13 protein-coding genes are annotated in these 13,643 nt (G+C 65.8%); 12 read left to right on the forward strand and 1 reads right to left on the reverse strand.

Annotated features, from left to right (window positions below):
* From ACEN88_RS11555 to ACEN88_RS11565, 3 genes are all read left to right on the forward strand, one after another.
* The coding region (locus tag ACEN88_RS11555; RefSeq protein ID WP_413339729.1) for an MFS transporter at window positions 1-1,085 on the forward strand (1,085 nt) is incomplete at its 5' end.
* Between the two features lie 20 nt (window positions 1,086-1,105).
* Window positions 1,106-1,534 carry a YybH family protein gene (locus ACEN88_RS11560; protein ID WP_413339731.1) on the forward strand — a complete coding sequence of 143 codons (429 nt, stop codon included), beginning with the start codon at window positions 1,106-1,108 and terminating at the stop codon, window positions 1,532-1,534.
* Between the two features lie 92 nt (window positions 1,535-1,626).
* Window positions 1,627-3,342 carry a methyl-accepting chemotaxis protein gene (locus tag ACEN88_RS11565; RefSeq protein WP_413339733.1) on the forward strand — a complete coding sequence of 572 codons (1,716 nt, stop codon included), beginning with the start codon at window positions 1,627-1,629 and terminating at the stop codon, window positions 3,340-3,342.
* 7 nt (window positions 3,343-3,349) lie between these two features.
* Here ACEN88_RS11565 and ACEN88_RS11570 read toward each other — a convergent pair whose 3' ends face one another.
* The gene (locus tag ACEN88_RS11570; protein WP_413339734.1) at window positions 3,350-4,300 is read right to left on the reverse strand and encodes an AAA family ATPase; all 951 of its coding nucleotides are present in this window, start codon (window positions 4,298-4,300) and stop codon (window positions 3,350-3,352) included.
* A 477-nt stretch (window positions 4,301-4,777) separates the two neighbouring features.
* Here ACEN88_RS11570 and mraZ point away from each other — a divergent pair, with 477 nt between their 5' ends.
* From mraZ to ACEN88_RS11615, 9 genes are all read left to right on the forward strand, one after another.
* Window positions 4,778-5,206 (forward strand): division/cell wall cluster transcriptional repressor MraZ, encoded by a 429-nt coding sequence (gene mraZ / locus ACEN88_RS11575; protein ID WP_036229930.1) that lies wholly within the window; start codon window positions 4,778-4,780, stop codon window positions 5,204-5,206.
* Between the two features lie 8 nt (window positions 5,207-5,214).
* On the forward strand, window positions 5,215-6,189 hold the full coding sequence (rsmH, locus tag ACEN88_RS11580; protein WP_413339735.1) for a 16S rRNA (cytosine(1402)-N(4))-methyltransferase RsmH: 975 nt from the start codon (window positions 5,215-5,217) through the stop codon (window positions 6,187-6,189).
* Entirely contained in the window at window positions 6,186-6,458 is a 273-nt protein-coding gene (ftsL, locus tag ACEN88_RS11585; protein ID WP_413339737.1) for a cell division protein FtsL, read from the forward strand. Before rsmH ends, ftsL begins: the two co-directional genes overlap by 4 nt.
* A complete protein-coding gene (locus ACEN88_RS11590; protein WP_413339739.1) occupies window positions 6,455-8,224 on the forward strand; it encodes a peptidoglycan D,D-transpeptidase FtsI family protein in 1,770 nt (589 codons plus the stop codon). Before ftsL ends, ACEN88_RS11590 begins: the two co-directional genes overlap by 4 nt.
* On the forward strand, window positions 8,224-9,789 hold the full coding sequence (locus tag ACEN88_RS11595) for a UDP-N-acetylmuramoyl-L-alanyl-D-glutamate--2,6-diaminopimelate ligase (RefSeq protein WP_413339740.1): 1,566 nt from the start codon (window positions 8,224-8,226) through the stop codon (window positions 9,787-9,789). Before ACEN88_RS11590 ends, ACEN88_RS11595 begins: the two co-directional genes overlap by 1 nt.
* On the forward strand, window positions 9,789-11,255 hold the full coding sequence (locus tag ACEN88_RS11600; protein ID WP_413339742.1) for a UDP-N-acetylmuramoyl-tripeptide--D-alanyl-D-alanine ligase: 1,467 nt from the start codon (window positions 9,789-9,791) through the stop codon (window positions 11,253-11,255). Before ACEN88_RS11595 ends, ACEN88_RS11600 begins: the two co-directional genes overlap by 1 nt.
* Before the next feature lie 4 nt (window positions 11,256-11,259).
* Window positions 11,260-12,429 (forward strand): phospho-N-acetylmuramoyl-pentapeptide-transferase, encoded by a 1,170-nt coding sequence (gene mraY / locus ACEN88_RS11605; RefSeq protein ID WP_056122815.1) that lies wholly within the window; start codon window positions 11,260-11,262, stop codon window positions 12,427-12,429.
* A 16-nt stretch (window positions 12,430-12,445) separates the two neighbouring features.
* Window positions 12,446-12,757 (forward strand): YciI family protein, encoded by a 312-nt coding sequence (locus ACEN88_RS11610; protein ID WP_413339743.1) that lies wholly within the window; start codon window positions 12,446-12,448, stop codon window positions 12,755-12,757.
* Between the two features lies 1 nt (window position 12,758).
* On the forward strand, window positions 12,759-13,643 hold an 885-nt coding region (locus tag ACEN88_RS11615), incomplete at its 3' end, for an RNA polymerase sigma factor (protein WP_413339745.1).

Genomic DNA, 13,643 nt, shown 5'->3' on the forward strand with positions numbered 1-13,643 from the left:
CGGTAATGAGCGACAGCGCGGCCTTGCTGTTTCCGGCCACGCTGTCGCTCATTACCGTCAACTTCGCGGAGGGACACGAACGACACTTCGCCCTGTCCGTCTGGGCCGGCGTGGGCGGCAGCGGCATGGCGCTCGGCGCGTTGGCTGGCGGCCTGCTGACGGAGGCATTCGGCTGGAGTGCCGTGTTCCTCGTCAACGTGCCGCTCGTCGTTGCCGGGACGCTCGCCGCATGGTTCGTGATCGCACCGGATCCGGCGCGCACCGGACCGCGCGACGTTGATGCGGCCGGGGCGCTCGCGGGTACGCTCGGCATGACGCTGCTCGTCTACGTGCTCGTGCGTGGTCCCGAACATGGCTGGGGCGCGGCACCCATCGTCGCGGCGGGTCTGGCGAGCGTGCTGCTGCTGGCGGGATTCGTCGCCATCGAACAGCGCGTCCGCGACCCGCTGCTGCCGCCGTCCCTGTTCGCGGCCCCGGGCCTGGCGCCGGGCCTCGCCGTGATCCTGCTGTTCAGTGCCACGTTCGGCTCGCTGCTGTATTTCCTGACCATGTATTTTCAGTCGGTGCTGCATTTTCCGGTCTGGCAGGCGGGCCTTGCCTACGTACCGCTGTATTGCGTCATCATCGTGATGTCATCGCTGGGAGGCCGCGTTGCGGGCCGTCTCGGACCGCGGCACGGTCTGCTGATCGGCCTGGTGTCCGGGGGCGTCGGCATGCTGCTGACGGCCTGGGCGATGGCGGCGGCAAGCGGTTATGCCGGTCTGCTGCCGGGCCTGTTGCTGTACAGCGCGGGCATGGGCATGACGTTCACGATCATGTTTGCCACGGCGACGATGGGCGTCCCGGCACACCGGCAAGGCGTGGCGTCCGGCGCAGCCTCGGCCTGCCAGCAGCTGGGGAGTGCCGTCGGCATCGCGTTGCTCGTGCCGCTGTCCGAACGCTGGCCGGACATGGCCATTGCGCTGGCGGCGGTGCAGGGAATGGCCGCGCTGGGCGTCGTCGCGATGATCGCGATCGTGGTCTTGCTGGTGCGGCCGCGGCCAACCGCCCGGCGGGCCGTCCGGCTGGACATTGAAATGCACTAATAAATATCGATGAGGACCCAATGACGATCATGACCCGCCCCGAGGATGCACCCCTGGCGTTCCAGGCCGCCTGGAACCGCCACGACATGGAAGCCTTGCGCACTTTGTTCCACGACGATGCGACCTTCGTGAACCGGTTCGGCCGCTACGTACGCGGCATCGACGCGATCGTCGAGATGCACGTGCCGATCCACGCCACCGTCTACAGCGATTCCACGCTCGACAACGCGTTGATCGACGTGATCCCGATCGGCGCCGATGCGGCGGTCGTGCACTTCTGGAGCCGCCTCGCGGCCGGTGCGGCGCATCCGGCCGGTCCCCATGCCGTCGACACGCTGATCCTTGCCGTGCTGACGCGGCAGGCCGGCGCCTGGCGCATCAAAGCGCTCGAGAACGTTACGCTGACGAATCCGAGGACGGGGGAAGCGGTCTTGAGGGATGGCGCCTGAGGATTTTCATGTCGGCAACGTCGACCGACATCAAACAATGCTTTGATGCAATCACGTAAGCTGCCGGCTGGTCCCGACGAATGGAAGGCGACATGAATATCAAACATTGGAAAATCGGTACTCGGCTGGGCGGCGCCTTTGCGCTGCTGCTCGGGTTGCTGGCGGCATGCATCTGGTTCGGTATCGCCAGCCTGCAGCGGCTGAACGAAGGGACGTCGAGGATCGTCGACGAGGATTATCCGAAAACGGTCGTTGCCTACGAAAGCCTCGATGTCGTGAACCGTAATGCCCGCGCCATGCGCAACATGCTGTTGTGGGACAAACCGGAGGAAGTGGCGCGGGAACGGCAGACCGTGCTCCAGAACAGGCAGGAAAACACTGTCAATCTCGACAAGCTGGCGGCACTGATCAAATCCGACGAAGGCAAGGTCAAGCTGAAAGCCGTGCAGGATGCGCGGGAGGTGTACCGCACGTCGCAGCAGGCCTTTCTCGACATGATGGATGCCGGTAAAAAGCCGGAAGCCGCGACCTTCCTGCTGACCCAGGTGCGCAAGGACCAGCGCGGCTATTTCGACGCCGTGCGGGAATTGATCAAGTTTCAGGATAGGCGCGTGCTCGACAGCGGCCACCGTGCCGAGGAGACGTACCAGTCGACGATCGCGTGGCTGATGGGATTGGCGGCCGTCGCGCTCGTGCTCGGCACGATCGTGGCGGTCTGGATCACGCGTTCGATCACGCGGCCGCTGCGGCAAGCCGTCGACGTGGCGCGCACCGTGGCCACTGGCGACCTCAGCACGCGGATCGAGGTGCACTCGGCGGACGAAACCGGCCAGTTGCTGCAAGCCCTGCGCGACATGAACGAAGCGCTGGTCAATATCGTCGGAGAAGTGCGTAGCGGCACGGAGACCATCGCGTCCGCGTCGCAGCAGATCGCGTCCGGCAACGCCGACCTGTCGTCGCGCACCGAGGAGCAGGCGTCGTCGCTGGAAGAAACGGCGTCGTCGATGGAAGAACTGACGTCGACGGTGAAACAGAATGCGGACAATGCGCGCCAGGCGAACCAGTTCGCCGTGTCCGCATCGGAAGTGGCGGAGAAGGGCGGCGCGGTGATGGCGGAAGTGGTCGACACCATGGGCGCGATCAACGAATCGGCGCGCAAGATCGTCGACATCATCGCGGTCATCGACGGCATCGCCTTCCAGACCAATATCCTCGCGCTGAACGCGGCCGTCGAAGCGGCGCGCGCCGGCGAGCAGGGACGGGGCTTTGCGGTGGTGGCGTCGGAAGTGCGCAGCCTGGCGCAGCGCAGCGCGGCCGCCGCGAAGGAAATCAAGGCGCTGATCGACAACTCTGTCCAGAAGGCGGACGACGGCAGCAGGCTCGTCGACCAGGCCGGGACGACGATGCGCGACGTGGTCGAGAGCATCCGCCGCGTGGCGGACATCATGGGCGAGATCAGCGCCGCGAGCCAGGAGCAGACCGACGGCATCGGGCAGGTACAGCTCGCGATTTCCCAGATGGACCAGGCCACGCAGCAGAATGCCGCGCTCGTCGAGGAAGCGGCCGCCGCGTCCGAGCAACTGCGCGAGCAGGCATCCAAGCTGTCGCAGACCGTCGCCGTGTTCCGGCTGGGCGGTGCGCCTGACCGGGCCGCGACCGTGCCCGCCGTGCAGCCGAAACAGGCGGCGCCGGCTATCGCGCCGCCGGTGCGGAAGAAGCCGGCCGCGCCGGCCAAGGCGTCGACAGAGCGGCCGCGTGCCAGGCATCTGGCCAGCGCCGGCGCGGGCGACGAGTGGGAAGAGTTCTGATCTTTGATTAAAACCCGATCCGCCCCTTGCCCGGCGTGGGCTTGAGGCGGATGTCGTCCACCTTCACGTGCGCGCGCCCATCCGCGACCGCATAGCCAAGCCCATCCAGTAACGTCTTGCGCAGGTCGCGCGGCGACACGCCCGCGAGCTTGTCCAGCACGCCGTCGCCCAGGAACGGATCGAACGCCGCCAAATTCAGCTCGCGCAGCAGCCCGGCATACATGCGCTGGGCGATGCCGGCGGCCTGTTCCGGCGTCGGTGCCGGGACTTCATAGACGGCCATCCGGTTCAGCAGCGGGTGCGGGATGCCTTCGGTGGAATTCGCCGTCAGCACCCAGAAGATCTGCGAGGCGTCGATGTCGACGTCGATGAATTCGTCGCGGAAGGCGCTGGCCGTTTCCGGTTCCAGTAACTGATACAGCGCCGCGAGCGGGTCGGATTGCGAGGAGCCCGTCGCCTTTTCCACCTCGTCCAGCACGATCACCGGATTCGCGAACTGGCCGCGCACGAGGCGTTCGGCCACCTTGCCGCACTTGGCCCCGCGCCAGCTGGCCGAGCTGCCCGTGATGACGAAGCCGGCCGACAGCGCATTCATGCTGATCAGCTCACAGTCCGTGTGCATGACCTTCGCCAGGCGCTTGGCGAAATGGGTCTTGCCCACGCCCGGGCCGCCCAGCAGCAGGATCGGCATGACGTTAAAACCCTTATCGCCGGCATGGGCCAGGCGCAAATAGCGCGCGAGGTCGTCCAGCACTTCGTCGAAATTCGGACATTCCTCGAACAGCGGGTCGAGGGCGTCGATGGAAGAGGGGGTGGTGACGAAACGTTCGGCGCCGGTCTCGAGCATGCGTTCGTAGAACGCTTCGAGCTCGGGCGAACGTCCGCGGCTACGGTCGAGCGCGCCCTGTACTTCATTGAGATCGTAGACGGCACGGCTGCGGGCCAAGGTAAGGCTCATGGCAAAACTCCTGCGCGATAGTACGGACTCACTTATACTACTGGGCTCCCCGAAAAAACCGTCAAGCGAGCCGGAAACGGCCGGGTGATCGCCTCGCTTTCATTCTAACGCGCACGTGATCGAATCGCGCTTTCTGCCGTGCTGTCTGTGTTGCCATATGGCAACCTACTGACAGTCAAGTCTTGTCCTTTATCAAGGGTAAAACACATGTGTGCAGATGAGGTGGCACATGCATTGTTTTACCTAAGTGCCTAATTTTGCTCAACATTTTTACTTGAGGTTCCGTCAAGTAAGTTCGCTAAGTCATTGGTTTCATTGGCAATTTCGCCGTTTTCTAAACGTGAATTCGCTTGACCACAGACAACGCTTCCTCTAAAGTGGGAAACGGTGGCAAAAAGTGCAGTTTTGTGGGAGATCGGTGTATCTCCCGGCGCCTAAAAATAATCAGACTGATAACTCTCCAAAACTAGGTACAACGTGTTTCAGGGCGCGTCAGCGATCAATCTCGATGCCAAAGGACGGATGTCAATACCGGCCAAGCATCGCGACGCCTTGATGCAGCAATGTGAAGGCCGTATGACGCTCACGAAACACCCACATGGTTGCTTGTTGTTCTTCCCGCGCCCGGTGTGGGAAGAGCATCGCGAACAGATCGCCGCCTGGCCGATGTCGGCGCGGGCGTGGCAACGCATTTTCCTGGGGAACGCCTGCGATGTCGAGATGGACGGCGCGGGTCGGGTGCTCATTTCGCCCGAGCTGCGCAATGCAGTTGGTTTGGAGAAGGAAGTGATGATGCTCGGGATGGGGACCCATTTCGAGATCTGGGACGCCGCCAAGCTGGCAGAAAACGAGGCCCAAGCCGTCGCGGGTGGCATGCCCGATGTCCTTTCCAATTTCTCCTTCTAAGGCGCCGCATGAATGTGACTCAGCCGGTGCCCGGTTTGCAGCATCGTACGGTGCTGCTGGATGAAGCAGTCGATGCACTCGCCCTCGAAGGCGAGCGCGCTGCGGGTACTTATATAGATGGCACGTTCGGCCGCGGCGGTCATAGCCGGCTGATCCTGTCGAAACTGGCGCCCGAGGGGCGCCTGATCGGTTTCGACAAGGATCCCCAGGCGATCGCGACGGCCGAGCAGATGAACGATCCGCGCTTCTCGATCGTGCACGACAGCTTCGCGACGATGCGCGAAGCGCTGGCGGCACGGGGCGTGCACCAGGTCGACGGCATCCTGCTGGACCTGGGCATCTCCTCGCCCCAGGTCGACGATGCGAGCCGCGGGTTCAGCTTCCGCAACGATGGTCCCCTGGACATGCGGATGGATACGACACGGGGCATTTCCGCCGCCGCCTGGCTGGCCGAAGTGCCGGAGAGACAACTGGAAAAGGTGATTCGGGATTATGGAGAAGAACGGTTTGCTTTTCAGATTGCAAAGGCGATTGTTGCTGGCCGGGCAGTCGAACCAATTTCAACCACACGACAGCTTGCCGCAATCGTGGCAAACGCGGTCAAAACCCGGGAGAAAGGCAAGGATCCGGCAACCCGCACCTTTCAGGCTATCCGGATTTTCATCAATCAAGAGCTTGAGGACCTTGAAGCAGGTCTGAACGCCGCCTTCGAACTGCTGAAGCCCGGCGCTCGCCTGTCGGTGATCAGCTTCCACTCGCTGGAAGACCGCATGGTCAAGCAGTTCCTGGCGTCGAAGGCCAAGGTCGAGCAACCGGATCGCCGGTTGCCGATCCGCGCCGTCGACTTGCCCAAGCCCTTGATGAAGTTGATCAGCAAGACGAAACCGTCCGACGTGGAAGTCGGCGCCAACCCGCGCGCCCGTTCGGCGGTGCTGCGCGTGGCCGAGCGGCTGGGCGTGGACGCGCCGGAGGGAGCCCGATGAGCGGCAAGCTGAACGTCGTGCTGACGGTGCTCCTCGTCGGCTGCGCGCTGTCGGTCGTGAACGCGCGCTACCAGGCGCGCCACCTGTTCATCGACCAGGAAAAGCTGCTGCAGCAGCAGCGCCAGCTCGAGATCGACTGGGCGCAGCTCCAGCTCGACCAATCCACCCTCGGCAAGAACGAGCGCATCGAACAGATCGCGCGCTCGCAGCTGGACATGGCACCGCTGTCCCCGGCGCGTACCCAATACCTGACGGAAGGCGGTAAATGAAGGCCGGCACCAACGGATCCCGCGTCGCCGCCGCCAAGGGCGTGGCGTTTTCCAAGAGCCCCGTGCTGGCCGTGCGCCTGCCCGACTGGCGCTCGCGCGTCGTCCTGTTCGTGCTGTTCGCCGCGTTCCTCGCGCTGGCCGGGCGCGCGCTGTGGCTGCAAGGCGTCTCCAACCAGTTCCTCCAGAAGCAGGGCGCGAGCCGCTACGAGCGCACGCTCGAACTGCCGGCCACGCGCGGCAAGATCTTCGACCGCAACGGCATCGTGCTCGCGTCGTCGCTGCCCGTGAAGGCCGTGTGGGCGATCCCCGAGGACGTGCTGAATTCGCCGCGTCCGAAGCTGCGCGAACTGGCGCAGCTGCTCGACCTGCCGGAGGCCGACCTCTTAAAGAAGCTCGATTCCGACCGCACCTTCGTCTACCTGAAGCGCCAGGTGGAGATGGACGTCATCGCCAAAATCGAGAAGCTCGGCATCGACGGCATCGACACCCGCAAGGAATACAAGCGTTACTACCCGCAGGGCGAGGTGATGGCGCACATCGTCGGCTTCACGAACGTCGAGGACGTGGGCCAGGAAGGCATCGAGCTCGCGCAGCAGAAGAACCTCGTGGGCAAGACCGGCAGCCGGCGCGTGATCAAGGACCGCCTGGGCCGCATCGTCGAGGACGTGGGCCTGTCGCGCGAGCCGCACGACGGCAAGGACCTCACGCTGTCCGTCGATTCCAAGCTGCAGTACATCGCCTTCAACAGCATCAAGGACGCGGTGGAGAAGTTCCACGCCAAGGCCGGCGCCGCCCTCGTGCTGGACGTGCACACGGGCGAGGTGCTGGCGCTGGCCAACTGGCCCACGTATAACCCGAACGACCGCTCGCGCCTGACCGGCGAGCAGCTGCGCAACCGCGTCATCACCGACACGTTCGAGCCGGGTTCCACCTTGAAACCGTTCACCGTCGCGCTGGCGCTGGACAAGGGCCTGATCAAGCCGACCACGCTGTTCGACACGGGCAACGGCCGTTACCAGACCGGCGGCCACACGATCCGCGACACGCACCCGCACGGCGTCATCGACGTCACCACGATCATCCAGAAGTCGTCCAACATCGGCACGACCAAGATCTCGGAGATGCTGTCGGCCCAGGAGATGTGGGAGATGTTCACCAAGGTCGGCTTCGGCCAGGCGCCGCGCTACGGTTTCCCGGGCGCCGCGGCCGGCCGCGTGCGTCCCTACAAATCGTGGCGGACCGTCGCCAAGGCCAACATGTCGTTCGGCCAGGGCATCTCGATGTCGCTGCTGCAGCTGGCGCATGCCTGGCTGATCTTCGCGCGCGACGGCGACGTCATCCCGCTGTCGTTCCAGAAGGTGACCGAGAAGCCGGTCGGCCAGCAGATCATCTCGCCGAAGACCGCGGCCCAGGTCCGCACGATGGTGGAATCGGTGGTGAGCCCGCAGGGTACGGCGTCGCAGGCGCAGGTCGCCGGCTACCGCGTCGGCGGCAAGACCGGCACGGCGCAGAAAGTCATCAACGGCCGCTATTCGCAGACGCACTACGTCGGCAACTTCGTCGGCATCGCGCCGATGTCGAACCCGCGCTTCGTCATTGCCGTGATGATCGACGATCCGTCCGGACCGTTCCACACCGGCGGCGCGGTCGCGGCGCCGACGTTCGCGGCGCTGGCCGCGAATGCGCTACGGGCCGCCAACGTGCCGCCCGACTCCACGGTCACCGACATCATCATTCCGGAACATCCGCTCGAGGAGAGTAATTGATGGCCGAGACGCCGAACATCGTCCAGTGGATCAAGGCCGCCGCACCAGGCGGCCGTCTCGTTTCCGACTCGCGCCGCGTGCGCGGCGGCGACGTGTTCTTCGCCTATCCGGGCGAGGCTGCCGACGGCCGCCGCTTCATCCGCTCCGCCATCGAGAACGGCGCCGCCGCCGTCGTGTTCGACGACCGCGATTTCGCCTGGGAGTCGGACGCGCAGGCGTTCGACAAAACGCTGAATGTGCCGCATCTCGCTGCGCGGGACCTGAAAAAGAACGCCGGCCCGATCGCGCATGCGGTCTACGGCGCGCCCGATGCAGCCATGTTCACCATCGGCGTCACGGGCACGAACGGCAAGACGTCGTGCGCGCTGTGGACAGCGCAGGCGCTCGCTCACTTGAACGAGACCACGGCCGTCATCGGCACGCTGGGCGTCGGCCTCGTGCGCGGCCGCGCCGACCCGGAATTCGACGTCACCGGTTACACGACGCCGGACGCCGTGCTGCTCGCGTCGGAACTCGCCAGGCTGCGCGACGCGGGCGCGACGTCGCTCGCGATCGAAGTGTCGTCGATCGGCCTCGTCGAACACCGCACGGCGGGCATGCACTTCGACGTGGCCGTGTTCACGAACCTCACGCGCGACCACCTCGACTATCACGGCGACATGGCGGCGTACGAAGCGGCGAAGCGCCAGTTGTTCGACTGGCCGGGCCTGAAGACGGCGGTCGTCAACCTGGACGACGAAGCGGGCGTGCGCATCGCGCGGCACCTGCGTTCCGCGCGTCCCGATGTCGCCGTCCTCGGCTACACGCTGCGCGCGGTGCACAAGGGGGGGCAAATGCGACCGGAGCTGGACGGCGTGGCCGTGCTGCGCGCATCGAGCCTGCGCAGCCGTTCGAACGGCAGCGAATTCCACATCGAGTCGCCGTATGGCAGCGCGGTCGCGCGCACGCACATGGTCGGCCACTTCAACGCGAGCAACGTGCTGGCCGTGCTGGGCGCGCTGCTGGCGAAAGGCGTCGACTTGCGCGCCGCGCTCGACGCCGTCGAGGCGCTCGTGCCGGCGCCGGGCCGCATGCAGCAGCTGGGCGGCCAGGATACGCCGATGGTCGTGATCGATTATGCGCACACGCCGGACGCGCTGGAAAAGACGCTCGAAGCGCTGCGCCAGGTCGCGCAGGAGCGGGGCGGCCAGCTGTGGTGCGTGTTCGGCTGCGGCGGCGACCGCGATCCGGGCAAGCGTCCGCAGATGGGCCGCATCGCCCAGATGGCCGAGCACGTGCTCGTCACGAGCGACAACCCGCGCAGCGAGGAGCCGCGCGCGATCATCGAGCAGATCGTGGCCGGCATGGACCCGCATCATCCGACCTCGACGCACCAGGCCATCGAGGACCGCGCCGCCGCGATCCTGTCGGCCGTGAAGCATGCCGCCAAGCCGGACGTGATCCTGCTGGCGGGGAAGGGCCATGAGCCGTATCAGGAAATCAAGGGCCGGAAGATTCCGTTTTCCGATGCCGACCACGCCGCGCTGGCGCTGACCGCGCGGCTCACCATGATGAGGACTGTCTGATGATTCGTGGCTCGATCGAGCAAGTGATGTCGTCCATCGAGGGCGCGCGCGTCACGCGCGACGCGTACTTCCAGGGTGTGTCGACCGACAGCCGGCAGGTGATGCCGGGGTCGCTGTTCGTCGCCCTGCGCGGCGACCGCTTCGATGCGCACGACTTCCTCGGCCAGCTGGTCGACAAGCCCGTCGCCGCCGTCGTCGTCGAAAAGCTCCCCGACCACTATCCGCTGCCGGCCATCGTCGTGCCGGACACGCTCGTCGCGCTGGGCCGCATCGGCAACTTCTGGCGCCGCCGCTTCGCCATCCCCGTCATCGGCGTCACCGGCAGCAACGGCAAGACGACGGTCAAGGAAATGATCGCGTCCATCCTCACGGCCGCCTTCGGCGCGGAGGGACGCCTGGCCACGCAGGGCAACCTGAATAACGAGATCGGCGTGCCGCTGACCGTGACGCGCCTGACGGAAGCGCACAAGGCCGCCGTCGTGGAACTGGGCATGAACCACCCGGGCGAGATCGCGCGCCTGGCCGCCATCGCCGCGCCGACCGTCGCCCTCGTCAACAACGCGCAGCGCGAGCACCAGGAATTCATGCACACCGTGGAAGCGGTGGCGCGCGAGAACGGCGCCGTGCTGCAGGCGCTGCCGGCGGACGGCGTGGCCGTGTTCCCGGGCGACGACGAATACACCGACCTGTGGCGCGGACTGGCGGGCGAGCGCGAAGTGCTGACGTTCGGCCTGACCGACGATTGCGATGTGCGCGCGACGTACACGACGACAGATTTCGGCAGCGAGCTCAAAGTTACGTCGTTCCCGCGGAAGCGGGAACCCGTGCCGGGCGCGCAGGACCAGCAACATGCGCCTCAACCCGACGTCAGCATGGGCCCCCGTTTTCACGGGGGCGACGCGGCTGAGTTTACGATCAAGTTGAACGCCGCCGGCGTCCACAACGTCCGCAACGCGCTGGCCGCCACCGCCTGCGCGCTCGCGGCGGGCATCCCCGTCGATGCCGTCGTGCGCGGCCTGGAAGCCTTCGCGCCCGTGAGCGGCCGCCTGCAGCGCAAGCAGGCCGCGAACGGCGCCACGATCATCGACGATACATACAACGCCAACCCCGACTCAGTGCGCGCCGCCATCGACGTGCTCGCGCAGTACCCGTCGCCGCGCATCCTCGTGCTGGGCGACATGGGCGAGGTTGGCACGCAAGGACCTGAGTTTCACCAGGAAATCGGTGCGTATGCCGCAAGCCGCGGCATCGACACCGTGCTCGCGACCGGCGAACTGGCTCGCCACATGACCGGATCGGGAGCGCAACACCACGAGCAGTTCGACGAATTATTGGCAGCACTGGATCAAAAACTGGGCAGCAAATCTGACGCAACTGTGTTGGTGAAGGGCTCGCGCTTCATGAAGATGGAACGCGTGGTCCAACACCTGACCGCATCAACCAACACCGGCAAGGAAGCCCACTAGACTTATGCTGCTTTGGCTCGCACAATATTTTCAGGACTATCTGGGTCCGCTGCGCGTTTTTAACTACATCACGTTCCGCGCCGTCTTCGCGACCATCACCGCGATCAGCATCGGCATGCTGTGCGGTCCGGCCGTGATCCGCAAGCTCACCGAGATGAAGGTCGGCCAGGCCGTGCGCACGTACGGTCCGCAGACGCACCTGTCCAAGCACGGCACCCCGACCATGGGCGGCGTGCTCGTGCTGATCGCGATCGGCGTCTCGACGCTGCTGTGGTGCGACCTCTCGAACCGCCTGATCTGGCCAGTCCTCGTCGTCACGCTGGGCTTCGGCGCCATCGGCTGGGTCGACGATTACCGCAAGGTCGTCTACAAGGACCCCGAGGGCATGCGCTCGGGCGAAAAATACTTCTGGATGTCGCTGATCGGCATCACCTCGTCGCTGTACCTCGCGTTCTCCGTGTCGGCCGCGACGCCGTGGGAAGTGTGGCAGCTGTTCTTCGCATGGGTGCAGTCCGGCTTCTCGATGGACCTGCCGCCGAAGGCCGACCTGATCGTCCCGTTCTTCAAGACCATCAGCTATCCGCTGGGCGTGTGGGGCTTCATCGCGCTCACGTACTGCGTGATCGTGGGTGCCTCCAACGCCGTCAATTTCACCGATGGTCTCGACGGCCTCGCCATCATGCCGACCGTGATGGTCGGCGGCGCGCTGGGCCTGTTCGCTTATCTCACCGGTAACGCGACGTATTCGAAATACCTGTTCATCCCGCACATCCCGGGCGCCGGCGAACTGCTGATCTTCTGCGGCGCGATGGCCGGTGCGGGCCTCGCGTTCCTCTGGTATAACGCGCACCCCGCGCAGATGTTCATGGGCGACGTGGGCGCGCTGGCGCTGGGCGGCGCGCTCGGCACCATCGCCGTCATCGTGCGCCAGGAGATCGTCCTGTTCATCATGGGCGGCGTGTTCGTCGCCGAGACGCTGTCCGTGATCATCCAGGTCAGCTGGTTCAAGTACACCAAGAAGCGCTATGGCACGGGACGCCGCGTGTTCCTCATGGCGCCGCTGCACCACCATTTCGAACAGAAGGGCTGGAAGGAGACCAAGGTCGTGGTGCGGTTCTGGATCGTGACGATGATCCTGGTCCTCGTCGGTTTCTCAACCCTCAAGCTGCGCTGATAACGGGGTAACCGAGATGAACTACGACGGCAAAACCGCACTGGTACTGGGACTCGGCGAATCGGGCCTGGCGATTGCGCTGTGGCTCGCGCGCTGCGGCGCCCGCGTGCGCGTGGCGAACGGCGGCGCCAGCATCATCGACGGCCCGTTCGCGGAAGCCAAGGAATTGATCGCCGGCTTCTGGATGATCCGCGCGTCCTCCATCGATGCCGCGCTGGACTGGGCGCGCACCCTGCCCTATCCGACCGGGCCGGAAGTCGAGGTCGAGGTCCGGCCGGTGGCGCTGATCGCGCCGTGGCCGCATCGACCGGCCTGGGACCGTCCGTGACATGACGCGCGGCGCCGACACGGGCAAGATCGTCGAGGCCGTCTGGCGCATGGAGTCGGCGCGCATCGTCGGCGCGCTGACCCGCATGCTGCGCGACCTCGGCCGGGCCGAGGAACTCGCCCAGGATGCGCTGCTGGAAGCGCTGGAGCGCTGGCCGGCGGACGGCGTGCCGGACCGTCCCGGCGCGTGGCTGATGCAGGTGGCCAAGCGGCGCGCCCTCGACCACCTGCGCCACCATGCCATGCACGCCAGCAAGGAAGGCGAGCTGAGCTGGGAGATGGACAACCTGCTCGCGGACGGCGGCAGTTTCCGCGACCCGGCCGAGCTGGCCGCGCTGACGCAGGAGACCGCGGGCGAGATCGACGACGACGTGCTGCGCCTGATCTTCGTCTGCTGCCACCCCGTGCTGTCGGCCGAGGCGCGCGCGGCGCTGGCGTTGAAACTGCTGGGCGGTCTCGCCACCGGAGAAATCGCCCGCGCCTTCCTCGTGCCGGAAGCGACGGTCGCCCAGCGCATCGTGCGTGCCAAGCGCACGCTGGCGGAAGCGCGCGTGCCGTTCGAGGTGCCGCGCGACGACGAACTCAAGCCGCGCCTCGCGTCCGTGCTGCAGGTGATCTATCTGATTTATAACGAAGGCTATTCCGCGAGCGCGGGCAACGAATGGCTGCGGCCGACACTGTGCCGCGAAGCGCTGCGCCTCGGCCGCGTGCTGGCGGAACTGATGCCCGACGAGGGCGAAGTCCACGGCCTCGTCGCGCTGATGGAAATCCAGTCCTCGCGCGAGCGCGCCCGCACGGGTCCGGACGGCGCGCCGATCCTTTTGATGGACCAGGACCGTTCGCGCTGGGACCGCCTGCTGATCGGCCGCGGGCTGGCCGCGCTCGAC

Source organism: Massilia sp. CT11-108, assembly GCF_047302915.1.
Classification (GTDB): Bacteria; Pseudomonadota; Gammaproteobacteria; order Burkholderiales; family Burkholderiaceae_D; genus Telluria; species Telluria orientalis.